Genomic DNA, 24,885 nt, shown 5'->3' on the forward strand with positions numbered 1-24,885 from the left:
GCGTTAATTAGTGAGTTTCGAAGCTGTTTAAAATTGTCTTAAATTTCATAGAGCAGAAAATTTCAAACAAATATAATTCTTCGTCGTTTTCAATATTTATCCAAGCTATTCTTTGCTTTTTTAGAAAATCTTTCACCGGTTCGACTTCAGATACGAAATTTAATTCTTTTCGGCTTCCCGAATATTTTTCCCCATTGAGGTATTCATATCGTAATAAACCCAACTTGTAGGCTAGTGAAGATGTATTGTGATTTTTTCCTTTCAGATGCTGACAGATTCGCCCAATTACTCCTTTTGATATTCCGACATAAAAAGGTTTACTGTCAAGCAAGAAGAAGTATATCCCTTTAAAATCATACTTAATATTCTTATCTTTTGTTTCGTATTTTCTGCAGTTTGCTTCAGTGACTTTATTTTCTGCAATAAGTTTTTTTAAAATATTTCTTTGACCGTTCCCAAAACTAAAATAATCATCAATTAATATTGAATTTCTTTCAAAATCAAAATTGGAAATTTTATCTTCAAACTTATCTACAAGATTGGCAAAATCATTTTGTAATACCCTTTCTTTCTGTATTGCCTCGATTAAGTGTTTTTCAAAGTTCATCGTGTTGCGTAAGTTTTCTGAATTGGCAATTCCGTATGCTGGCAAAGTCCTTCAAGTCTCCGTTGTAACCAGTAATTAAATTTCCTCGGTTGTTCTAGCCTTCAATATCCTGTCAATTGTAGTATATCTAAAGACTCCCATTGTGTAAGCTGTTTTTTTCCCTTTTTTATTTTTCCCAAAATGTCCTATGTCCAAATTACCGTTATATAATTTTAATTTATAAAATTGCCTTTCTTCATTAGATGGATAATTAGGTTCATTTTCATGCAAATAATTAATTACATCAGGATCGGTAGATTTTAATAAATTCACATTATTTTTTGGATCTCCGAGTATTTCAAATATCGTGTGAATTCCTCGATTATTGTAAAAAGCAAGAAATCTACTCTTCTTTATAGTCCTGTTATTTTGGCAAGCATAAAAATTATATTTCAGAGCTACTGGCTCTCCCCATGAACCTGCAGCTATTTGAACTCTTTCATCATCAGTTACCACTTCTAACAGATTTAGGAAATCTAAATATTTTTCAAATTCTAAAATTAAAAAATTTAGCGGTTCACTTTTAGGATTAAGGTCTTTTAATATTCCTAGAATTCCTTTCCAATTTGCCCAATAGATTTTATTCGAGTAACTATTCAAAATTTCGGGTTTTTTGTTTTCTGGTGAAATAAATAAGATGTAATCATTCGGGTTTTTTGCATTATCAATTAAACCTTCCAATTGTCTTACATTAATCGTTTCTTGCTTAATCTTGCTTTCTACAAGAACTCTAAAAGAAAAGTTACATTCTAATAAACCGTCGTAGACATTTTTATTTTCTTTTTCCTGAGTTACAATATTAATTTCGCTAGAAGGAAATTCAATATCATCTAATTCCGAAATTACTTTTCCTATAAATTCTGTTCCTCCCATTTTAAGGATTTGTAATAGAGCGGCAGTAACTCTATTTTCAGTTTGAGAATAATGTCCAAAAACTGAATGACTTTCAATTTTACTCATTTTGTTAGATTATTGTATAATGTCCTGTGGCTTTGCATCTGTTGCAGAAATTTAAACTGCTTAAGCACCGCTGTAGGAAACTAAGTTATGAAAAAAGCAACGAAATCTGCCACAAACATCAATCGCGCAAATCCGCTATTAGCGGCTGGTCATTTTTTGTTATACTCGAACTTATTTTTCAAAACATTCCAAGTTATAAGGTTTGCTATTTTGTTAAGCACAAATTTAATTGTATTGTTTTAAATTTCTGGAAACCTAAACCACTCACTTGGAATATCTTTCATTCTTATTAGAGATTTAACCATCGCTTCACCTTGTTCGGTTAGATACCTAGAATCGTATCCATGATTTGGATATCTTATATTAAAATCTAATCTATCAGCATTAGAAAAGTAAACTTGTCCATATTCTTCAATAGCACTTTTTATCATCATCCTGCCAATACCTTGTTTTTGATATTCTTCAGGAACATTACAATTGGCAAGCCAGTAATTACCTTTTTTATCTTTATAATAAACAAATTCAACCTTTTCAGAGATAACCTTACTGCCATCAAGATATTTAGGTAGTTTTATTTCTTTTTCTACAGTAATCTCCCAACTAAGTTCATTTGTTTTTTTAATCTTCAATTTTGATAAATCAATCATTTTTTTCACGTTTATTTCTCAAAATGGATTACATTTTTTAATTTGTATATAGATGTTTGTTACCGCTAACATCCTGCGGCTTGAAGCTCATCGCGGAAATTAGTATTGCATACTCTCCGCTGGACAAAACGAAGTTATTAAAAAAAGGAACGAACTTTTACAACTGAAACAGCAGTCAAACAAAACCGCTGTTGCCAGCAGGTTTATTTGTCCTTTTCTTCTAAATAGATTCTATTCAATTCTGCTTGCAAAATTTCAACGAATTGTAAAACTTTTTTATTTTTTATTGGATCAAAATCTCCATTTAGTAACGAATAGTTTCCTTGTGTAGTTTCAATCTTTATTGTAGTGTTTTCCTCGTCATGATCCTGAACTCTCTTTAGCGGTTTCACTTCCTGAAATTCGGTTACTGTCATTGACTGGATTAATGAATTCCAAAACTTCTTTTGTGTTTTCTCATTAATAAATATTTTTTTTCGCCTATTTACTATCTTTCCAATAACCGAATCCTTCGTTACTTGAACAATTTCATAACCGCCCATCCCAGCTGAAATGTATGATACTTTAGTAATAATTGTTTGGGATTTACATGATATGCACAACAACAGAAAAATAATTATTATTGAAGTGATTTTTGGAGTAGTATTCATAATTATTGCTGTTAATTTCCTATATAAATTTGTTTACTCTAAGTGGTAAAAAAATCTCTTGCTGATTTTCTTCCATTTTGTCACCAACTTTAGCATTTATATTGACAAAATAAATTCGATCTGCAAACTTAACGACTTGTCTTGAGCCATCAGTGCGGATAGATAATTTATCAATTGCTTCTGTTGGAATTTTGTCTATTAATTGTTCAAATTGCTTTTCCTCAAAATCAAAGGTCGCAATATAAGTTTCACTTTCAACAGTAACTCCCGCAGACATAGTAAATTCATTTGGATCCAATTGTCCAATATGGAAAATTGGAACTTGAGGAAATATCATTTCTTCAAATTGATCAAAGCCTAAACGTTTTAGATGTAACCCAAAATCCTTTTTAATAATATTTTCAGCATTTTTAAAAATATTCTCCGGACTTAGAAACTCTCTAATCTGTGACCAGTAACCAGGAATAGCTCTAACTGGAAAATGTAAAAGCGGTTCACTTTTACTTATGCTATAAAGAGTAAAATAGATTCCATTACATAAGGCAAAATAATTTACTCTAACTTCACTATGTATAGCATAGGAATATGCTTGCTCAACATGAATTGAATTTATCGTTGATTCAGAAGGAGATTTGGCATCCAAAATCCAACCAGGCTTTCCATTTATTTCAAATATATAATCTGGAATTATATAGATCTTTTTTCTTTGTGAGCCTATTGAGACATATGGATGGGTTAGATTTCTGCTACGAATTATTTGATTGGGCTGGCTTGCTGAATATCCTAAGTTTTTAATTATTGGTAAGATGATTTCTTCTCTTACAGAATCTTCTTTAAAATCAGGATGGTTCAATAAGTCAAAATCGAAATTCTCTAAAATATTAAATAAGGGTGTAAATTGCATTTTAAACGATTTGTGATTTCCGCTAACGTCCTGTAGCTTCGTAGGAGTTGCGAAAAATTGACCTGCATACTTTCGACTGGATAAACGAAATTATGAAAAAGAAATGAAGTTCTATCACAAAACAACAATCACGCAAATTCACTGTTACCAGCAGTGTTTTATAGTTAGCCTAAATCATCTAAGAATTTTTGTCTAACATTTTGGTCAATATTCAAACATTCATTAAGAATGATAAGTCCAAAGTTTAATAAATCTCTATTTCTGGATTCTTCAACTATAGCAAGTCTTTTACTTCCATGAAATAAGTTATTTCTAATTGCTCTAATAATCAACAACATTTCTTTTAAGGATTTATTTCCAATTGGTGGTCGATTTTCCCAACTTAGTTCATTATTTCTGAATTTCAGTTTTTTTGGAGGCGATACAAATAAATAGTTTGCAGCTTCAATTAAAAGTTTGTTTTCGGGATTTTTCAATTTTTCTTGGAAAACTTCGTTGTTATCTTCTCCAAATCTATCCCAATCAGCCATTGCGTTTCTTCTTCTGTCACCTGTCGCATATCCAGTGTGTTTCAGAGCGAATTCCATTCTTGAAAATGCAATAAAGAAATCAAATGTGATATTTTCATTCTGCCCAACTTGTCGATTCAGTTTGTTTTTAAATAGTTGAATGTGTTCCATATTTGTGAAGATTATACAGTGTTTAAAATTGCTGGTAACTCGCAAATATACGTAACTACTTGTAAGTAAGAAAAAGTTACTTAGGCATATTCAAAGACGAAAAAAGTTTTAATATCTATCTCAAAAAAAATCGCCATTCTATGCAGAATAAGTACAGATGTCGCATGTTGAGCTCTTTCAATTCTTCCAACTTGATTTTTCGAAAGTCCGACCTCAAGACCTAACGCTTCTTGAGAAATACCAAGCTTTTCTCTTTCACTTCTTATCCTTACACCTACTGATCTTAAAAATTTATTTTCTTCATCTGTTTTCACATGCTAAAGGTCAATAATCATGCAAAAAATAAAGGACACAAATTTGTGTCTTTTACATTTAATGTTATATATTTGACGCAATAAATATATCTTTGCGATACTTCACATAAAATATCTGAAGCATTCGCTTTGAATCCCGACTTGAAAACTGGTAATTTTTGCACACGGGATGATAAGTATGATGCTCACGCTCTACTGGCGTGGGCTCTCTTATTCGTGTGCGGGTATACCAGTACCTCAAGTCGTTTAAGCTGAGTTCCGCGCCTTTTTATTTCTGCAAACTCTCGATTCATAGCTGCTTTATAGAGTCTCGCGAATTGTTTAACCAAACAGCGTGCCTATGAAACATACCTGACCGCAAAAACTTGAATCCCTTGGACTGAATGGTCCAACATATTTATCCGAAAGGATGATATATAACAAAAAAAATGGCCCTCTACCTGTCTGGACAACTGTATAGAGGACCGTAGCCAACAGAAATTTCAAATAACTATTAACTATTCCAAAATTATGAAAATCTTTTCATTATTGGGGTATCGGCATTTGCTTTCATACCTCATATATTTTTCATTGTTCCTCTGTATTCCGCTATCCCATGCGGCAGCTATTGATGATCGTTCAGATCAGGACAGGGACATAACGGTCAGCGGCTTTGTAACGTTTCAAAAGATGCCGATGCAGGGTGTGAGCATCATTGCCAAGGGCTCGGGCAGCTCGGCGATTTCAGATGCGGATGGAAGGTACAGCCTTACCGTTAGGATTGGGGAGGTACTCGTCGTTTCCTTTATTGGCTTCAAGACGATCGAGCATCCCGTATCTGGCCTTTCCAGCATCAGTTTCGAGTTGGAGGAAGCTGTAACCGCGTTGAATGAAGTAACGGTCAACGCCGGATACTATACCGTCAAGGAGAGCCAGCGGACCGGCAGCATAGCCAAGGTATCCTCCAAGGATATCGAGAAGCAGCCCGTAACCAATTTCCTTGCTTCCATCCAGGGACGCATGGCCGGAGTCAGCGTAACCCAGGAATCAGGCGTGGCCGGAGGGGGATTCGCAATACAGATACGCGGGATAAACAGCCTGCGACGGGATGGGAACGCCCCGCTGTATGTGATCGACGGCGTACCCTATTCCAGCGACCCCATCGGATCTGCACAGACCTCGACCGTACTGCCAAACCTTACCAGCCCGCTCACAAACATCAACCCTGCGGACATCGAGAGCATTGAGATACTCAAGGATGCCGATGCCACCGCAATCTATGGCTCACGCGGCGCAAACGGCGTGGTGCTGGTGACCACAAAGAAGGGAAAGGCCGGGAAGACCCGCTTCAGTGCGAGCGCCGCAAGCGGCTGGGGCCACGTGACGCGCTACATGGACCTCATGGACACCCAGCAGTACCTTTCGATGCGCCGCCAGGCATTTGAAAACGACGGCATAACCGAATACCCTGCCGACGCCTACGATGTCAACGGAACCTGGGATCCCAGCCGCTATACGGATTGGCAGAAGGAGCTCTACGGGGGCACTTCGCAGATCAGGTCCTTCCAGTCCTCGGTCTCAGGAGGCAGCGAGCATACGCAGTTCCTGATCAGCGGCAACTACCATTCCGAGACCACCGTGTTTCCAGGGGATTTCCTGTACAGGAAGGGGGATGTGCATTTTAATATCAGCCACGCATCGGACGACCGCCGGTTCAAGGCCAGCCTGTCGGGCAGCTACACGTCTCAGAACAACAGGCAGCCATGGAGCGACCTGACCCCGGTGGCCATAACTCTTGCGCCGAACGCCCCGTCGCTGTACGACGCGGCAGGCAACCTGAACTGGGAAAACGGCACCTTCACCAACCCGCTCGGGGCGCTTGCCGCAGGGTACGGCACCAAGTCGGGCAACCTGGTATCCAACATGCTGCTGTCGTACCGGCTCCTGGAAGGACTTGAATTCAAGTCGAGCTTCGGGTTCACGGACCTCAATTTCACCGAGACCAGGACGATGCCCTCCACCATGTACGATCCGGCATTCGGGGTGACATCGGCAAGCTCGTCGCTGTTTTTCAACAACGTGCAGAGGCAGTCCTGGATCGTCGAGCCCCAGCTGAATTACCAAAGGGCATTCGGGAGGGTAAAGACAGAGCTGCTGCTGGGTACGACCTTCCAGAACCAGACAGGCGCACGGCTGGTCGAGCGCGGATTCGGCTTTGCGAGCAACAGCCTGATCCACAACCTGGCCGCCGCAAACATCCACATCGTGTACGGCAACGAGCAGAGCGTCTACAGATACCAGGCATTCTTTGGACGCGTAAACCTTAACTGGGAGGACAAGTATATCCTCAACGCTACCGCCCGCCGTGACGGTTCGAGCCGCTTCGGGCCCGGAAGGCAGTTTGCGACATTCGGTGCCATTGGTGCCGCCTGGGTTTTCTCCAAGGAAGATGGCCTGAAGGACAATGCTACCTTCCTGAGCTTCGGGAAGCTGCGCGCCAGCTACGGGACCACCGGCAATGACCAGATCGGGGACTACCAGTACCTGGATACCTACAGCCTGTCGGGACACAGCTACCAGGGAATGGGCGGACTGGAGCCTACCAGGCTCTTCAATCCAAATTTCGGATGGGAATCCAACACCAAGGCAGAGATGGCCCTGGAGACCGGATTCCTGGACGACAGGATATTCCTGACCACCGCCTATTACACCAACAGGTCCTCCAACCAGCTCGTCGGCCTGCCCCTGCCTGGGACAACGGGTTTCAATTCACTGCAAGCCAATTTGGACGCTACGGTTGAAAACAGCGGGCTTGAGATGACACTGCGCACCACCAATATAAAAGGGAGGGACTTCAACTGGACAACCAGCTTCAATATCTCTTTTCTCAAGAACAGGCTCGTTTCCTTTCCCGGACTGGAATCCTCCCCTTATGCCAACCAATACGTAATCGGGCAATCCGTAAATATCCGCAAGCTTTTCCAGAGCACGGGTGTCGATCCGCAGACAGGCCTCTACGGGTTTACGGACTTTAACGGTGACGGCGTGATATCGGCGCCTGACGACAGGCAGGTCACCCGCGACCTGAGCCCGGAATATTTTGGAGGGCTCCAGAATTCCTTTTCCTACAAGGGCCTGGCGATTGATTTCCTTTTCCAGTTTGTAAAGCAGCAGAATTACAGCTCGGCAACAGTGCTTGGATTTCCAGGCGCGCCGTCAAACAATGCGTCGGAAGTCTCGCACAGCTGGCAGCAGCCTGGGGACAATGCGCCATTCCAGCAGTTCTCCACGGGCCTCAACGGGGATGCCGTGGTGGCGTTCTATAATTATTTAGAGAGCGACAGGGCCATTACCGACGCCTCCTACATCCGCCTGAAGAACGTCGCCATCACCTACGAGCTTCCAAAAAAATGGACCGGTGTCCTCGGCTGCAAGCTTTCGGTGCAGGGACAGAACCTGCTGCTTTTTACAAAATACAGGGGAGCCGATCCTGAATTTGTGTCATCGGGGTTCCTTCCACCGCTGCGGGTGATTACTGCAGGAATACAACTAACTCTTTAATCCTACAAGCATGAAAAAGACATTTAAGATACTATCGGCAGTACTGATATTCGGCACTGCCAACTCCTGTGACAATTTTGTGGACGTCGAACTTCCCAATTCACAGCTCTCCTCTCCTGCCGTGTTTGCGGACGTTGCCACGGCCAATGCAGCCATGACCGAGATATATTCGAAGATGAGGGACAACGGCATGCTCTCCGGCGGCCCCGCAGGCATGTCCTGCGGCATGGGACTCTACGCCGACGAGCTGGACTTTTACGGGGACAGCGTGAACGATTCGTTCTTCTTCCATAACAATTCCCTTATCGCCTCCAACAATACGGTTGCTTCCTACTGGAATGCCGCCTACAGCCAGATCTATGGCGCCAACGCGGTCATGGAGGGCCTAGCTGCTTCCAACGAACTGCCAGTGGCAGTAAAGGACGTGCTGTTGGGCGAGGCGCTGTTTTCACGGGCGCTGGTTCATTTCTACCTCGTCAACCTTTATGGGGATATTCCCTATGTCACGACAACCGACTACCAGCTGAACAGCACGGTACAGAGGATTTCCACCGCGCAGGCCTACGCAAATATCCGTCAGGATCTCGAACATGCAGCCCTGCTGTTGCCACAGGATTACAGCGTGGGTACAAGGATCCGTCCGAACAGGTCGTGCGCACGTGCGCTGCTGGCAAGGCTTGCCCTGTACACGGGCGCCTGGGACGAGGCTTCCAACCACGCCTCTGCAGTACTCAACAATACCGAATACGTGCTGGAAGGAGACCTGGACGCAGTGTTTCTAAAGGAAAGCCGGTCAACACTGTGGCAGTTTGGGACAACAGCCGAGGGCAGGAATACGGACGACGCCCAGAACTACATCTTCACCGCCGGGCCACCTCCCTTTGTGGGACTGAACCTTGGGCTCGTTGCGCTCTTTGGACCGGACGACCTCCGAGGATCGCATTGGATCGGTACGGTGACCGATGGGACGGGCACATGGCACTATGCCAACAAATACAAGCAGCGCGAGAATACCGGCAGTTCGGTGGAATATACTGTCGTCCTGCGGATGGAAGAGCAATACCTGATACGTGCCGAGGCACGGGCTTGGCAGGGTGACCTGATCGGTGCCAAGGAGGATCTGGATGCCATCAGGCTTCGAGCTGGACTGCCGCCCACTGCCGCCGACTCCGCAGAGGAAATCATTGCAGCGGTGCAGCTCCAAAGGAGGCTGGAATTCTTTACCGAATTCGGACACCGCTTTTTCGACCTGAAGCGCACAGGAGCTATCGATACGGTACTTGGCCTGGCAAAGGCAGGATGGAACCCGACCGACAAATTATTCCCGCTGCCCCTGACGGAGCTCAATGCGAATCCCTACCTGCAGCCACAGAACCCCGGATATTAATTCATGAATATTGGCAGTGATGAAAAAAAACAGAATCAGGCATAGCGGTATCCGCAGGTGCATCCTTGTCCTTTTGATGGCGTCCACCTTCCCTGCTTTGGGACAGGAGTCGCATAAGAAGATGCTGTCCAAGGGGGATTACGCACTATGGGGAACCCTTGACATCGACAGGACATCGGCCACCGCACTGTGGGCCAGCTACACGGTCCAATACGGGTCGGGGCAGGACACACTCTGGGTCACGAGCACGATCGGCGGCCGCACCTATGATTTCCCGAACGGATACGCTTCCAGTTTTTCAGGCGACTCCTACTTTTACTGCATGCAGGAAACGGAAGGGCTGATGGTGATAGACCTTGCCACGGGCTGGCAGCTGGCAGTGAAGGAGGCTGTCTCATACGCTCCTACCGCCACCGGAATCGTAGTTGCCTGCAGGGATTCCCTAGGCAACAACAGGCTGGAAATCCGCGGACGCGACGGCAGGCCCGTAGCTACCATCCCTGGCGGCGCCACCTTCAGTGTCAGTCCCGACGGCTCTTCATTCGTGTTTGCGGTTCAGGGCAGCCAGAACCAACTTGGGATTTACAGTCTGAAGAAAAAGCGGTCAATTACCGTAGCGACCGGTCTTGCGGAATATGCGGGCTTCAAGTGGAGCCCTGCAGGGAACGGTCTTGCTTTTCTGCGGCTGGCCCCTTCCGGGATCCACGGTCCCGAAAGCAATGCAGTCTGCTACTATGATTTAAGAGCGGGTACCCTGGCCACCTGCTCGCCTGAAAACTATTCCGATTTTCCCAAGGGCATGGCGATCGCCACCTCCGGCATCAATCCGCTGGCGGTTTCCAACGACGGCAAGAGGGTCTTCTTTCCGGTAAGGGACGGCCAGGAGGAAGCCGCCGATCTGGAGGGCAGCGACGTGCAGGTATGGAACGGCAACGACAACCAGCTTTATCCCGAGCTTAAAAAGATCGGCAACTGGCACAAGGTGGAAAAAACCGTGGCCTGGTATCCCGAGAAGCGCAGGATACTTCAGCTAACCTCGAAGGAACTGCCTGTTATGTTTCTGGATGGCCAGCAGCGGCACGCCATTACGCACAATCCCTACCAGAGCAAGTCAAATGGCGGGTTCGCTGATCCCTCCGATTTCTACATTACCGACCTGAAGTCAGGCGCCAGAAGGCCGCTGTTTGAAAATCACAGCAGGGATCCCAGCCAGATGAGCGCGTCGCCTTCGGGAAAATATATCCTTTATTTCAAGGGAGGCCACTGGTGGCTCTACACTATCGCTACAGGCATGCACTCCGACCTGAGCGCCAGATTCGGAATCGACTTTACCGACTCCCGGAATGATTTTCCAGAGGTCACCAGCTGCGGCGTGGTAGGATGGACGGCCAATGATGCCTCGCTGCTCCTGTACGACGATTACGATATCTGGGAAATTGTTCCGTGCACTGGTGCCAAGAGGATTACCGATGGAAGGCCTGCCAATACCCGTTACAGGATAGGCGGAACGATTGGCAGCGTGGCTGCGGATCCTGAACGTGACCTGATGACCGGCAAGGTGCTGGACCCCGTAGCCGGGATCCCATTGCTGGCAACCCACCTGGATGACTACAGCAATTCGATATGGTTTTGGAAAAAAAATACGCCGCTAGTAAAAATGGCCAGCAGCTCGGGACGCATCGACCAGGTAACATACGGCCCTGCCAGCGCCCGATGCATATTTCGCGAACAGGATTACGACCGGCCTCCTGTCCTCATGGCGACTGATGGAGGCTCCTCCAGTCTCCTGATGGCAAGCAACCCGCAGCAGGCAGATTATCATTGGGGGAAGTCGGAAATAATCCACTATGCCGTGGCGGGAGGCAAAGCCCTCAGGGGAGCCCTGTTCTATCCTGCTGGTTACGACCCCAAAATCAAGTATCCCATGGTTGTCCATATCTACCAGCAGCAGTCGGAGCTGGTCAACCGCTACATCAATCCTTCAGATCATGAAATGGCAGGGTTCAACGTCAGCAACTTTACCACAAGGGGATACCTCGTATTGCTTCCTGATATTGTCTTCGAGATCGGAAATCCCGGACTATCCGCTGCAAGTTGCGTTATCGCCGCTACACAGGCAGTCATTGACAAGGGAATTGTCGATCCGAAAAGGATCGGGCTCGACGGGCATTCCTTCGGTGGCTATGAGGCCAACTTCATCGTGACCCAGACCGATATGTTTGCAGCAGCCACATCGGGCGCCGGCCTGAGCGACCTGACCAGCGAATACCTCACGGTCGATTGGTCCTTCAGCATGCCGCAGATATGGAAGGCCGAGACCAATCAGCTAAGGATTGGAAAATCCTTGTTCGAGGATCCCGAAGCCTACCGGAGAAATTCGCCGATTACCGGGGCGGCCAGGGTTTCCGCGCCCGTCCTCCTATGGACGGGTGAGGAAGACCGGCATGTGCACTACCACCAGACGATTGCCTTCTATATGGCTCTCCGGCGACTGGACAAGAGAACCATCATGCTGATCTATCCACGGGAGACCCACGCACTGGTAGAGGAAAAAAACCAGGCAGATCTGGCGCACCGGATCGAGGATTGGTTTGACTACCACCTCAAGGGCGCTCCGGGAGCTGACTGGATACTAAAGGGAATATCCGATTAGGATAGGCTAAGGACGGTACAGGGGAATGGTGCAGGTTCCTGCCTGGTCCTTGCCATAAAGGCGGTGCCCGCCAGTCGGCGCGGTACAGAAGACACTGCCGGTCGAGGCGCAGCTGATCGAGGCGATACACAGACCGTTGGGCAGGCTGATCCAGCCCTGAACCAGTGGCGGCTGATCGGATTGACTGTTGCCGGGATGCGATGCCGCCAGCATGGCGGCCCCAAAGATCCCGATGCAAAGGAATATATGTTTCATAACTTGTGAGTATTTAAGAGGTCAGTTGAATATTTAAAAAGACAATGCAGCCCCTAGCAGGGCTGCATTGCTTTGCCAAAGGTCTTATGCTCCATCCGCTATTGTTTGTAAAGCGGTGTTGGGCAGTCCCCGGTCAGATCCTTTGCATAAAGGCGCACTCCTGATACGGGAGCCGTGCAGAACGGGTTCACTTCGGTGCGGCACTGGATAGAAGCCGTGCAGGGCTGGCCCGCATGCTGGATCCATCCCTGGACCATCGCCACCTTTGCATTACCTTGCTTTCTGTCACTTGTCGTGAAAGCACTTGCGATTGCAACGGTAAATACCAGCAATGGCAGGATCATCAATTTTGAAATTCTGTTTTTCATGATATTGAATATTTAATTATTTATCCGATCTACTCTTTTCTACAGGTTTTCGATCTTACCCCTGGATACCGGCCGGTATGTCTTCTAATTCGTTTTTTCAGGTGTTGTGGGCTTGAACTTATTTCTAATACTTGCCGCCAGATTGTAGGATACCAGATGGTCACCGATTATGGCGAAAAGGTGCTGGTCGGTGACGATGAACGATTTCATCTTTTTGCCCTTGACATTCTCCACATAGCAGCTGAACAGATAGGAGTTGTCATTGAGATCATACACGTCCACCACTGCGGCCTTGTCCCACATCTGCCTGGATTCGTGCCTTCCGGGAAGGTCGGAATTCACAAAAAGCAGATTGTTCGATACCGCGCAGGACTTATTGACCAGCAGCGGAGGCGCATCCATTTTTGACTGCGCATGTTTCTTCAGCACCGCAACCTTGATGTCTGCCCTGGAAGTGGTATCGATCGTGTTGCCGCGATAGGCCAGGTTCAGGTCCTGATCTGCAACGATAAACTGGTTCCTGTAGTAATACAGGTAAACCACCTTGCCGATCCCCGGACTGTAGAGCAGCATCCCGTCGGTATCAAAGATGCCATCCACCTGTTTCTCCAGAAGGCCGCTCTTGTAGGTGGCCGCGCTGGTATTGCTTATGGCGAAACTGCCCAATACGTTCGTCGAGGTCTTCGGATCGATTATCCTGAAAACAAGATGATCGCTGTCGGTCAGGACCGCCAGATCAAAATACGCCCCCTTGGATCCCCTGAGATGGGCAGTCCAATCCGACAGGTCACCCTGGTAGATAAGCGGCACGGTGCCGTCCAGCACGTAAAAATGCGGAGGTGCCACCTTGACCTGCAGGGCCCTGAAGGGAAACCTGTCATTGTCCAGTTTCATTGTATGCTCGATCCTGTCAGAAAGTGCCGTATCTATCACGGTCATCAGCGATGGGGCCGTCGAATTGGCGAGATAGATGCTTCCATTACCGCTTCCCGCAAAGTAATAGGAATTATAGCCCAGGTCGATGTCATGGGCTGCGACAATGGGATGCTGGGCAAATCTTCTTGTAAAGTTGTTGTTGTGGTGTATCATTTCCTCAGAGAGCAGGAACAGCCCCGCTACTGAGGCGATGCCCAATGTAGAGATTATGGCCAGACCCGAGAGGCGCCTGGACGCCGACATGGCGGATTGCCCGTTTGCATGGGGCAGCTCCAAAAATACAGCTGCAGCCGCCAGCACGACAAGTGCGAGATTGAAGACAAGGTGCTCGTTCCAGCTAAGGTCCTCAAGTATGCCGCCGCATGAGCACGGAACAAATGAACTGTAGTGCAGCATGATATAGATGTAGGCCGAGAACATTACCATCAGCCCGAAGCTGGCAAACAGTGCCCAGAACCTTGTACGTGGAAAAAGCAGCGATCCGGCAATCGCAAATTCAGACACGGGCACAGCCCAGGACACCCACCCTGCAAAGGAGCTCAGCAGCGGGGACTGCCGAAGCTGGACCTGGAACATTTCGAAGTCCAGAAGCTTGCTTGCTGCGGCATACACGAAGACCAATGCATGGAGGATGCAGACTGATGTGATAAGGTATTCTCTGAGGGTATGTTTTGCCGCCATGGTTTTGCTGATTTGGATGCTGTAAAGTTGGACAATAAGATGCCTTGGATCGATATCAGATCAGTACCTTGCGTTATTAAAAGTGGATAAGTTTACCGGTTGGAATCCAGGCTTCCATCCTGCCCCTGTCGGTCCGGCCTCTTGACATCGCTTGGCGAATATCCAAACCTGATCTTGAAGGCCCGTGAGAAATTCGGATAGGTCGAGAAGCCCCCCATGTGGGCGATATTTTTCAGTGGGACAATGGTGTGGGCAATCAGAAGTTGTGCCCGGTTCAGGCGCTCCCCGTTGTAGAACTGCTGTATGGTGCACCCGTACAGCTGCTTGAAGCCGTTCTTGAGCTTGAACTCATTGGTGCCGAATAGCCTTGCCATTCCCCGCAGGGTCGGCAGCTTCGAATCCATGTTTGCCAGTATGTGGTCGTGCACCTTCTGCATCAGACGCGGATCGTAGGTATATTTTGTAACAAAGTCCACCGCCTGCAAATGAATCGCGGGAGCATCCTTCAGTGCCCCGCCCGTAGAGCTGTAAAGGCTCGCAATTATGGCGCTGTTTCCCGCGAGAGGCGAAAGGGTGAGATAGGCACTGAGCGGGGTTCCTCCATGTCCGATCAGCATGACCGGTTTTGGCGGTCCTGCATAAATATCTTCTACGGATCCCCCCAGTGTCACATCCCATTCCAGCCTTGATTCGCGCGCAAGCAGGTCAACCAAGGCAAGACCGCGAAGCTCCGGGATGCCATAGCCGGAGAAACGGATAAAATCTGGGCTTGCATCCGTGATGACAAGACCCGTATCAAGTACCAGGATGCTCCTGGTGCCGTACCGGTAATCGGTCCGCGGGTTGACAAAGCCCATATGGAAATACGAGCCGTGGAGTTCCTCAGCCAGCCAGTTGGTCAGTACGCCAAGGGCCTCAAGTTCGTCGACATTCCGGGTTCTGGAAATACGGCCTGCAAAATTGCCCCCGGCCATTTCCATAATCATCCGGAAGATACCATCCACACGGTCCTCGTCTGCAAGCTTGTCCATGGCTGCTATTTTTTTGTTATATGTAACGTGAAAGGAACAGCCTGGCCTGCCTCTCGTCCGTAAAGATCATTGTCGGCACCTGCGGCTTGCTTACCCTTAGGTAGAAGCATGTCATTATCTGCAGAAGATGGCTTTCGGTGTACAGGGCAACTGCCTTTGTAAGGACTGACCCGTACTGTGCAAGATAGTCACGGCCCGCCTTGTCAGAATCGGCAATGCCGCTGATATCGCAAAAAACCGCAAGGGAACGTCCATCCTGGAGCTCCAGGCGCTCGGCAACAATACGTATGGCATTGCGAAGGTTGATGACCGCTCCCTCCCTGTACCGGTAGATGAGGATGCCGTCGCTGATATAGCAGGTTGCCAGTTCGTTCTCAAAGCCGTCATTTTCCATAGGGCACTAGATAAGGTATAACCCCGCAAATTACTGCGATTTTGCAATTCTGCATTTGCCAAAACAATGCAAAATACAATGATAAAGCGTCAAAATAAATTACACTTCCGAAAAATGGAGTTTGTGTTATCAAAACAGGATAAATACAGGGCGGGCAGTTTAAAGGGATCTGAAAATGTGGAAATTTACGCTTCCGAATCCTAAAAAAAACACATGCTATGGCAAAAATCAAACACAACAATTTCATCGATACCGTCGCCGAGATGCTCAGCGTGGCAAAGGATAACGGAACGATCCACCTCTATGCACAGGACCATGAATTCAGCGGAAGGACCATCCAGGTCGACGGCCGGAAGCTTTCCCATTTCGCCACGACAAGCTACCTGGGACTTGAACACGATCTGAGGCTGAAGCAGGCAGCCGTAACAGCCGTCATGAAATACGGGACACAGTTCCCGCTTTCAAAGACCTATATCTCCCACCCGCTATACTCGGAGCTTGAGCACAAGGTCGAATCCATGTACGGGATTCCCCCGATCGTGACCAAGAACAGCACCCTTGGACACCTCTCGGCCATACCCACTATGGTGCGTGACGAGGATGCGGTGATCATGGACCACCAGGTACACTGGAGCGTACAGAACGCATGCCTGCTGCTGAAGATCCGCAAAATTCCTGTCGAGATCATCAGGCACAACAACATGCAGATGCTTGAGGAACGCATCCGCGAACACTCCGGCCGATGCAGCAAGATATGGTACATGGCTGATGGCGTCTACTCCATGTTCGGGGATTATGCGCCGATCAGCGACCTGCTGGCACTGTGCGCCAGGTATCCGCAGCTCCATCTCTATTTTGACGATGTCCACGGGATGAGCTGGAGGGGGAAAAACGGGACCGGATATGTGGTCGACACCATCGGCCCGCTGCCTGAAAATGTCGTCGTGGTTGGCACCCTCAGCAAATCCTTCGGGGCAAGCGGCGCCGTGCTAATGACCCCTGATCGGGCGCTGCGCGAAAGGATACGCAACTTCGGCGGGCCCCTGACTTTTTCAGCGCAGCTTGAGCCTTCGTCGGTCGGCGCCGCCATCGCCTCTGCCACGATACACCTATCGGAAGAGATCGCCGTTCTGCAGCACGACCTGGCAGAAAAGATCAGGCTTTTCAACGCACTGCTTTCCCGCTCGTCACTGCCTATGATTGCCAGGAACGATTCTCCGGTATTCTTTCTTGGAACCGCCAAGCCGGCCACCGCCTATAACCTAGTGCAGAGGCTCCTCAGGGAAGGTTTCTTTGTCAATCCGGCGCTTTATCCGGCGGTTCCTGTAAAAAATACCGGCGTGAGAATGACCGTCTCCGCCAACAATCTTCCTGAAGATATCCGCGCCCTGTTTAATGCCCTGGAGCACCACTTTCCAAAGGCCCTGGAAGAAACAGAAAACAGCTTGGAAAAGGTCCGCCATTCCTTTGGACTCCCTTCCGTCCAATTGCTGAGGGACTCCCCTGCCATACCACGCAAAGCACTTAAAGTGGACTGCCTGCGATCCATTGACGGCATCGATCAAATGACCTGGGATGGCTGCCTTGGCAAGAGTGCCAATATGGACTGGCAGGGCATGAAATTCCTGCAGCAGGCATTCCATAATCCCCAGGATCCCGCAAACGGCTGGAGCTTCTATTATTTTTTGATAACCGATGCAAAGGGTGCCGCTGTGCTGCTTGTTTCCCTGACCCTGTCGCTTTGGAAGGACGACATGCTCGCCCCGGAATCCGTTTCGCTTCAACTGGAGGAAAGAAGGAAGACGGACCCCCTCTACCTTACTTCAAAAGTCCTCTCAATGGGCAGCCTTTTCACCGAAGGCGACCATTGGTATCTTGACCAGGATCATCCCCTGGCCACCGAGGCACTCGCAGAGCTTCTGGACCAGGTCGAGGCGCTCAGTTCCACCGTCGGGTCGGATATGGTAGTGCTGCGGGATTTCGATCCGTCCCAGAAATACTTTAGCCAGTTCCACGACCATGGTTTCGTAAAAATAGACATGCCTGAAACAAGCATCGTAGACTGCACCGGGTGGAACGATATTGAAGGTTTTGCAGGCTCCCTGTCAAAGAGATCGCGCGCGCACTTCAGGAAAGAGGTGCTTCCATTCTGCGACAGCTTCGAGGTCCGGGTCAAACACAAGCTGAACAAAGCCGAGATCGCGCATGCCCATGAGCTGTATGCCAATGTCAGCAAAAACAATCTTGGGCTCAATTTGTTTGAATACCCGGCTGAAATCTTCCGCCAGATGTCGCTGCACCCCCAGTGGGAATTTATCCTGCTTTATCTAAGGGATGACGCAGCAGGACATGATCGGAACAGGGCCGCAGGCATCCTGTTCTGCTACCGGAACAGCACAGGTACCTATGTTCCCGCATTGGTAGGGATGGACTATTCGGTAGCCCGCAAATATAACCTTTACCGCCAGCTTCTCCTGCAGGCCATACTGCAAGGAAAGAGATCCGGATGCAATCGGATCCACCTCGGGATTACGGCCAGTTTCGAGAAAAGGAAAATGGGTGCCTCAGTGCTCCCAAAGGTGGCCTTCATCCAGGCCAGGGATAATTTTCAGATGGAGCTCCTTGGAGTGCTTCAAAACGGCGGCGACGGCAAAAACAATTAGCCGTCTCCCAGCATATAAAAGCCGTCATCGCGGGCCAAATTATTTCTCGGTTCGCTGCAGCCGCACATCTGGGAGCCACAGCTCCCGGACCATGCGACAGCTCCATTTGCCGCCACGCAAATTACTTCTGGGCTCCAAGCGATACGAGCTTTTCACTGAGCTCGATAAGGCCCGCCTTCTGAAGGCATTCCTCGGCCAGGAGCTTCAATTCTTCCAGGCTCTCCTGCGGTACGTTTGCCAGGAAACTCATGTCCTTGGCATCGTCCTTGGTGGACAGCCCCCGGCTGATAACATGGTTCAGCAGGAGCACATTTTTCCGCGAGATCTTCATGTCGATCTTCACTACCTCGTTCATGCCAGGGATACTCAATATGGTATCAAAAACCATGGCCACATCATTCGTTGTCATACGCTTATTGTTTAAATTATTGACCACAAAATTAGAAAGGCTTTTCCACATTTTCATGGTCATAATCTGGCCATGATTGTACAGCGTGCGGCACAACTGTACCTTAGCAATCAATAAAAATCAATAGCTTAAAGAATCAGGTTATGGAAGATCCGCAAAGCCCCTTCACGATCCAGGATGCCAGGTCCGTCGACATGGTCGGATACCTTCAGTCGATCGGTTTTGAACCGGTCAGGATCAGGGGTGCAAATCACTGGTACCTCTCCCCGCTGCGTACCGAAAACGATCCCTCCTTCAAGGTCGACCAAAGGCTCAACCTTTGGTACGATCACGGGCTTGGAAAGGGCGGGACGCTGATCGATTTTGGAATGCTTTACCACGGCTGTACATTGCGCGAAATGCTGCACCTGCTGTCAGGAAATGGGGTCGAACCAAAGGGCGTTTTCAGGCAACCCTCACGTACTGAAAATGACGACGCCGGGATCAAGGTTTCCAGTGCGCATCCGATCCGTTCGCCATCGCTTCTACGCTATCTGGAACAGCGCAGGATACCCCAGGATATCGCCGCTGAATTTTGCGTCGAGGTACGTTATGAACTCAATCAAAAAACCTATTATGGCATCGGCTTCAGGAACGATATGGGAGGATATGAAATCCGCAATCCGTACTTCAAATCGGGAAGCTCCCCCAAGGCAATTTCAACGGTTGAGAACGGCTCGGATTCGGTGTCGGTCTTTGAGGGATTCATGGATTTTCTTTCCTTCCGGGCGATGTTCAGGGGCAAACCCGAAAGCAACTGCGACTACCTAGTACTGAACTCCGTTTCCTTTTTCGAAAAGGCCCGTCCGTTCATGGAAAAACACGCCAGCATAAGGCTCTATCTCGACCTTGACCAGTCTGGAAAAGCGCACACGCTGCGGGCGCTATCCCTATGTTCCAAATACACCGACGCAAGTGCAGCCTACAAGGGCTACAAGGATCTGAACGAATACTGGGCAAGGGACGGAGACCAACGGAAAAAAAATATAGGCAGGCGGATCTGATGTGGCTGCGGCCAGCTCTGAACCCTTACGGAAAAGGCAGGTCGATTAGAAATATGAGTGCCTTTCTAAATCACGTCAGCTCAAGGATTGCCACGTTCCTGCAATCGGCAAGATGTCCGGTTGTATCACAACCGAATCTTGCTGCCTTTCACTCGGGACTCGTGGGCAGAGCCATATTCAAAATTAAAACCTACCCATCCTGCTAAAATGACACAACCATGGAAGACCAGCAAAACAACCGCACAAAATGGCTGCATGTAAGGCTTAAGCCTGAAGAATTTGAAAAGTTGCAGAAAAGATTCCGCAGATCGGCCTGCCTGAAGATGAGCGATTTTCTCAGGAGACACCTTATGAAGAAGCCCCTGATAAACAATTACAGGAATCGATCACTGGATGATTTCATGGATGAAATGATCATACTCAGGAAGGAACTGAACGCCATCGGCAACAACCTGAACCAGACAGTGAAGAGACTCCATACGCTCAACCAGATTCATGAGTTCCGACAGTGGCTGACCGCATACGAATTGGAGAAAAGGATCCTTTCCAACAAGATCGATGATATTAAAAAACGCATCCAAAACATTGCCGAAAAATGGTTGCAATAATTAATACGGGGCACTCTCTGCGTGGTATTTTCAACTACAATGAGAAGAAGGTCCGAAGCGGCCAGGCCGAGTGCATCGGGCAGGGAAATTACCCTGCGGATATCGAAAAGATGGGTCCCGAAATGAAGCTCAGAAGGCTTACAAAGCAAGCCGAATTGAACCAGAATGTAACGCGCAACAGCGTCCACATTTCGCTTAATTTTGATACTTCCGAGACACATATCTCAAAGGAGAAACTCATGGCCATCGCCGATACCTACATGGAGGGAATCGGGTTTGCAAAACAGCCCTATCTGGTCTATCAGCATCACGATTCCGGCCATCCACACATCCACATCGTCTCGGTCAAGATCGGACCCGACGGAAAGCGGATCGACATGCAGAACATCGGCCGTAACCAATCCGAAACGGCACGCAAGGAGATTGAAAAATCCTTTGGGCTCGTGGTAGCCGGTGACCACCATGATCGTGAAAGATATGAACTCAGCCCGATCGATTCTGCAGTGGTGAAGTATGGCACAAGGGATACCAAAAGGGCCCTGTCGGCTGTACTACGTCAGGTACTTCCGCACTACCAGTACGGGAGCCTGGCGGAGCTCAATGCCGTGCTGAACCTTTACAACGTTTCGGCAACCCAGGGCAGCGAAGATTCAAGGATCTTCCGACACAATGGGATCGTATACCAGGTCAACGGCGAGGACAAGAAACCGGTAGGTGTTGCGGTAAAGGCAAGCAGCTTTTTCATGAAGCCAACCATGAAATATCTTGCCCGCAGGTTCGAAGAAGGCAGGGTCTCAAGGACTGTGCATTCCAAAAGGATCAAAAATGCCCTGGACGTCCAGTTACTTACCCCAGGCACGACTAATTTTCCAAAGATGGTCGCCTCGTTGAAGGCGCTCGGCATTACCGTTGTAGAGCGCAGAAATGCATCGGGATTGCTGTATGGTATCACCTACGTAGACCACACCTCCAAATGTGTCTTCAACGGCAGCGCTCTTGGCAAGAAATATAGCGCCAAGGCCATTGTGCAAAGGTGTGGCGAAGAAGCAGAAATGACAGGAAACCGGACCCTGTCACGTGCCACTGCGCACGGATCCAAAAGCACTACGCCTGAGGGAGAAAAATTAAAAAATCAAAAAGAGTCTGTACCTGTTGCCGCAACAATCGGTCCGAGGATACCGCCCGCAGATTTGAAAATATTGGATGCCTTGATTGATCCTGAATATGACAGCGAATACCTTCCAAGGGAACTGAAGGGCAGGAAAAAAAAGAAAAAAAAGAGAGGCGGCATGGACGGCAATTAACGTTTAAAAATATGAAAATATGCAGACCGGGGAAAACGAACAGGCACTCAGAAAGATACTGGATATGACAAGGCTGATAGCCATAACCATACTGGTGATCCACTTTTATTTCTTTTGCTATGCTGCCTTCAGCCAGTGGCAGCTGACCACAATGATTACAGACAAGATACTTGGAAATATCCAGAAGACCGGGCTCCTGAGCGGCTTCCACAAATCAAAACTTTTTGCCCTGGTTTTCCTTGCCATCTCGCTTATCGGAGCCAAAGGCAAGAAGAACGAAAAGCTAAACTACCAGGTAGCGTCCGCCTATCTGTTTACAGGGTTGCTGGTATATTTCATAAGCAGCCTTGTGCTCAAAATCGACATGGGATTCCGGCCGGCTGCACTGCTCTACATATTACTCTGCTCCGCCGGTTTCCTGCTGGTGCTGACCGGGGGCACCCTGCTCTCCCGTATCATCAGGAATCGTCTCAATAGCAATGATGTATTCAACCGGGAGAATGAGACTTTCCCACAGGAAGAACGGTTGCTGGAAAATGAATATTCAATCAACCTCCCGGCACAGTACAGGCTTAAGGACAAGACCCGCAAGAGCTGGATCAATATCATCAATCCGTTCAGGGCCTTGATGGTTCTCGGAACACCTGGGTCGGGAAAATCATACTTCGTAATCCGCCACGTGATCACCCAGCATATACGCAAGGGATTTACCATGTTCGTATACGATTTCAAGTTCGACGACCTTTCCAAAATTGCATACAATACATGGCTGCAAAACCAGCATTGCTACCAGAAGCCGCCTAGGTTCTTCATCATCAATTTTGACGACCTCGCGCGGACGCACCGTTGCAATCCGCTTGAGCCTTCCGCCATGAGCGATATCACAGATGCGGCCGAATCCGCCAGGACAATCCTGCTTGGCCTGAGCAGGGAGTGGATCAAGCGCCAGGGGGATTTCTTTGTGGAGTCGCCGATCAATTTCCTGACCGCGATCATATGGTATCTCCGCAGGTACAAGGACGGGCTTTTCTGTACCCTGCCGCATGTCATCGAGCTGATGCAGGCCGACTACGACGACCTCTTCACATTGCTGCGTACCGAGAAGGAGATCGAGGTACTCATCAACCCGTTTGTCAATGCCTATCTAAACGATGTCATGGAGCAGCTCGAAGGACAGATCGCATCGGCCAAGATCGCAATGGCGAGGCTTTCCTCACCACAGCTCTACTACGTGCTTTCTGGTAACGATTTCACTCTCGACATCAACAATCCTGAAGATCCTAAGATTGTCTGCATGGGCAACAATCCACAGAAGATACAGATCTATGGAGCAGTGCTCTCGCTCTTTGTAAGCAGGCTCGTCAAGCAGGTTAACCAGAAGGGCAAGCTCAAAAGCAGCCTGATATTCGACGAGTTTCCGACAATCTATCTCAACAACATGGACAGCCTGATCGCTACCGCCAGAAGCAACAAGGTCGCCACCTGCCTGGGCATACAGGACTTCAGCCAGCTGCGCAAGGACTACGGCCGCGAGCAGGCCGATGTCATTATGAATATTACCGGAAACATTGTCAGCGGACAAGTGACCGGCGATACCGCAAAGCAGCTTTCGGAAAGGTTCGGGAAGATCATGCAGGACCGGGAATCGCTCTCAATAAACAGCGCCGATACCTCCATCAGCCGCTCGAAGCAACTTGAATCCGCCGTCCCGCCCTCGAAGATCTCTGCGCTGAGTTCCGGCGAATTTGTCGGGATGGTCGCCGATGATCCGGATATGAAGATAGCACTCAAGACATTCCATTGCGACATCCTAAACGACCACCAATCCCTGAAGAGCGAACAGGACGGCTACCGCGAGATCGAGGTTATCCGCAGGATAGACAACAGCATGGTCCAGCACAACTACCTGCAGGTAAAGGCAGACATACAGGAGATAATCCAATCGGAAATGGAACGCCTGCTTGCCGACCCTGCATTATCCTATCTCGTTATCAGGAAATAGTCCAGCTCTAATAATGGCAACCTAGACGCCTCTGGCACCGTTACCCGCCTTTCTCCTGTTGTCATCTGCTTTTCCACCGCCGGCTTCTACTTCCTTCCGTTATGCACCGATGCTGCATGCAGATCTGAGTATTGGCGTCGGAGACTCTTTTTTTTGTCTAATTCCATCACAAATTTCGGCATCGCGCAGCGGTTCGCTGCAAAAAATTCCCCCATAAATTCACCGGCTCGCGGTGCTTTATTGCGTTGCTTTTTGCGCTTGCTTGCCCAATGCCGTGGCAGTTCCATAATTAAACCTTAAAAAATAGAAATTATGGAAAAGTTATCGAAAACAGAAAACTGGCTTGCAGTATCAGAAATACAGCTTTCCTATAGGACTTCGGTCAGAACGTCAGAACGTCCAAAGATCAGTTCCTCGGCCTCGGCCTACCAGATCCTGCTGCACGCATGGAATCCCGACAATATCGAATTTGTCGAGCAGTTCAAGATCCTGCTGATGAACAAGGGCAACAAGGTCCTTGGAATCTACGAAGTATCCACGGGAGGCATCAGTGGTACGGTGGTTGACCTGCGGCTGATATTTGCGGCCGCGCTCAAGGCCAATGCCACAGGCATCATCATGGCCCACAACCATCCGTCGGGGAACCTTACCGCAAGCGAGGCCGATCGCGATATTACCAGGAAGGTAAGCCAGGCAGGAAAATTGCTCGACATAGCGGTTCTGGACCACCTGATTATAAGTCCGGAGGGTTATTACTCGTTCGCTGACCAGGGGGCCCTTTAGGCCCCTTTTTTGGGAAGTGCCGGATAG

Annotated in this window: 22 protein-coding genes; 9 read left to right on the plus strand and 13 right to left on the minus strand. The window is 48.4% G+C overall.

Features of this window, described 5'->3' with window-relative positions; genetic code table 11:
• Positions 1-7: 7 nt before the first annotated feature.
• The 7 genes from EG849_RS09745 to EG849_RS09775 all read right to left on the minus strand — a co-directional run bounded on the left by EG849_RS09745 (position 8) and on the right by EG849_RS09775 (position 4,801).
• Positions 8-607 carry a GIY-YIG nuclease family protein gene (locus tag EG849_RS09745; RefSeq protein WP_125012897.1) on the minus strand — a complete coding sequence of 200 codons (600 nt, stop codon included), beginning with the start codon at positions 605-607 and terminating at the stop codon, positions 8-10.
• A gap of 75 nt (positions 608-682) precedes the next feature.
• Positions 683-1,606 (minus strand): hypothetical protein, encoded by a 924-nt coding sequence (locus tag EG849_RS09750; RefSeq protein WP_125012898.1) that lies wholly within the window; start codon positions 1,604-1,606, stop codon positions 683-685.
• 239 nt (positions 1,607-1,845) lie between these two features.
• Entirely contained in the window at positions 1,846-2,253 is a 408-nt protein-coding gene (locus EG849_RS09755) for a GNAT family N-acetyltransferase (protein ID WP_125012899.1), read from the minus strand.
• 203 nt (positions 2,254-2,456) lie between these two features.
• Positions 2,457-2,903, minus strand: a complete 447-nt coding sequence (locus EG849_RS09760) for a hypothetical protein (protein ID WP_125012900.1) — start codon at positions 2,901-2,903, stop codon at positions 2,457-2,459.
• A gap of 19 nt (positions 2,904-2,922) precedes the next feature.
• Positions 2,923-3,807 (minus strand): type I restriction enzyme HsdR N-terminal domain-containing protein, encoded by an 885-nt coding sequence (locus EG849_RS09765; protein ID WP_125012901.1) that lies wholly within the window; start codon positions 3,805-3,807, stop codon positions 2,923-2,925.
• Positions 3,808-3,971: 164 nt separating this feature from the next.
• Entirely contained in the window at positions 3,972-4,487 is a 516-nt protein-coding gene (locus EG849_RS09770; RefSeq protein WP_125012902.1) for a hypothetical protein, read from the minus strand.
• 80 nt (positions 4,488-4,567) lie between these two features.
• On the minus strand, positions 4,568-4,801 hold the full coding sequence (locus EG849_RS09775) for a helix-turn-helix domain-containing protein (protein ID WP_125012903.1): 234 nt from the start codon (positions 4,799-4,801) through the stop codon (positions 4,568-4,570).
• Between the two features lie 510 nt (positions 4,802-5,311).
• Here EG849_RS09775 and EG849_RS09780 point away from each other — a divergent pair.
• Genes EG849_RS09780 through EG849_RS09790 form a run of 3 tightly spaced genes read left to right on the plus strand, consistent with a single transcriptional unit; the run spans position 5,312 to position 12,381 of the window.
• On the plus strand, positions 5,312-8,341 hold the full coding sequence (locus tag EG849_RS09780) for a SusC/RagA family TonB-linked outer membrane protein (RefSeq protein WP_125012904.1): 3,030 nt from the start codon (positions 5,312-5,314) through the stop codon (positions 8,339-8,341).
• Between the two features lie 10 nt (positions 8,342-8,351).
• On the plus strand, positions 8,352-9,728 hold the full coding sequence (locus EG849_RS09785; RefSeq protein ID WP_125012905.1) for a RagB/SusD family nutrient uptake outer membrane protein: 1,377 nt from the start codon (positions 8,352-8,354) through the stop codon (positions 9,726-9,728).
• A 19-nt stretch (positions 9,729-9,747) separates the two neighbouring features.
• Entirely contained in the window at positions 9,748-12,381 is a 2,634-nt protein-coding gene (locus EG849_RS09790; protein ID WP_125012906.1) for a S9 family peptidase, read from the plus strand.
• Between the two features lie 6 nt (positions 12,382-12,387).
• Here the strand turns inward: EG849_RS09790 and EG849_RS09795 are convergent, their stop codons facing one another.
• The 5 genes from EG849_RS09795 to EG849_RS09815 all read right to left on the minus strand — a co-directional run bounded on the left by EG849_RS09795 (position 12,388) and on the right by EG849_RS09815 (position 16,046).
• A complete protein-coding gene (locus EG849_RS09795; RefSeq protein ID WP_125012907.1) occupies positions 12,388-12,636 on the minus strand; it encodes a hypothetical protein in 249 nt (82 codons plus the stop codon).
• 98 nt (positions 12,637-12,734) lie between these two features.
• Positions 12,735-13,004 (minus strand): DUF6520 family protein, encoded by a 270-nt coding sequence (locus EG849_RS09800; protein ID WP_125012908.1) that lies wholly within the window; start codon positions 13,002-13,004, stop codon positions 12,735-12,737.
• 84 nt (positions 13,005-13,088) lie between these two features.
• The gene (locus EG849_RS09805; RefSeq protein WP_125012909.1) at positions 13,089-14,621 is read right to left on the minus strand and encodes a MauE/DoxX family redox-associated membrane protein; all 1,533 of its coding nucleotides are present in this window, start codon (positions 14,619-14,621) and stop codon (positions 13,089-13,091) included.
• A gap of 92 nt (positions 14,622-14,713) precedes the next feature.
• Positions 14,714-15,652, minus strand: a complete 939-nt coding sequence (locus tag EG849_RS09810; protein ID WP_125012910.1) for a helix-turn-helix transcriptional regulator — start codon at positions 15,650-15,652, stop codon at positions 14,714-14,716.
• Positions 15,653-15,668: 16 nt separating this feature from the next.
• The gene (locus EG849_RS09815; protein ID WP_125012911.1) at positions 15,669-16,046 is read right to left on the minus strand and encodes a DUF7793 family protein; all 378 of its coding nucleotides are present in this window, start codon (positions 16,044-16,046) and stop codon (positions 15,669-15,671) included.
• Positions 16,047-16,264: 218 nt separating this feature from the next.
• Between EG849_RS09815 and EG849_RS09820 the strand changes: the two genes are divergently transcribed.
• Positions 16,265-18,709: an aminotransferase class I/II-fold pyridoxal phosphate-dependent enzyme gene (locus EG849_RS09820; RefSeq protein WP_125012912.1), complete on the plus strand. Its 2,445-nt coding sequence runs from the start codon at positions 16,265-16,267 to the stop codon at positions 18,707-18,709.
• Between the two features lie 121 nt (positions 18,710-18,830).
• Here EG849_RS09820 and EG849_RS09825 read toward each other — a convergent pair whose 3' ends face one another.
• Positions 18,831-19,118, minus strand: coding sequence for a hypothetical protein (locus EG849_RS09825; protein WP_125012913.1), 288 nt, complete (start codon positions 19,116-19,118; stop codon positions 18,831-18,833).
• Between the two features lie 143 nt (positions 19,119-19,261).
• Here EG849_RS09825 and EG849_RS09830 point away from each other — a divergent pair, with 143 nt between their 5' ends.
• From EG849_RS09830 to EG849_RS09850, 5 genes are all read left to right on the plus strand, one after another.
• The gene (locus EG849_RS09830) at positions 19,262-20,161 is read left to right on the plus strand and encodes a toprim domain-containing protein (protein WP_125012914.1); all 900 of its coding nucleotides are present in this window, start codon (positions 19,262-19,264) and stop codon (positions 20,159-20,161) included.
• 218 nt (positions 20,162-20,379) lie between these two features.
• Positions 20,380-20,769, plus strand: coding sequence for a plasmid mobilization protein (locus tag EG849_RS09835; protein ID WP_125012915.1), 390 nt, complete (start codon positions 20,380-20,382; stop codon positions 20,767-20,769).
• On the plus strand, positions 20,757-22,073 hold the full coding sequence (locus EG849_RS09840) for a relaxase/mobilization nuclease domain-containing protein (protein ID WP_125012916.1): 1,317 nt from the start codon (positions 20,757-20,759) through the stop codon (positions 22,071-22,073). Before EG849_RS09835 ends, EG849_RS09840 begins: the two co-directional genes overlap by 13 nt.
• Before the next feature lie 19 nt (positions 22,074-22,092).
• Positions 22,093-24,075 (plus strand): conjugal transfer protein MobC, encoded by a 1,983-nt coding sequence (gene mobC, locus EG849_RS09845; protein ID WP_125012917.1) that lies wholly within the window; start codon positions 22,093-22,095, stop codon positions 24,073-24,075.
• A gap of 312 nt (positions 24,076-24,387) precedes the next feature.
• Positions 24,388-24,858 (plus strand): JAB domain-containing protein, encoded by a 471-nt coding sequence (locus EG849_RS09850; protein ID WP_125012918.1) that lies wholly within the window; start codon positions 24,388-24,390, stop codon positions 24,856-24,858.
• Positions 24,859-24,885 lie beyond the last annotated feature (27 nt).

This window comes from Flavobacterium macacae, assembly GCF_003865365.1.
In the GTDB taxonomy this organism is placed as follows: Bacteria; Bacteroidota; Bacteroidia; order Flavobacteriales; family Flavobacteriaceae; genus Flavobacterium; species Flavobacterium macacae.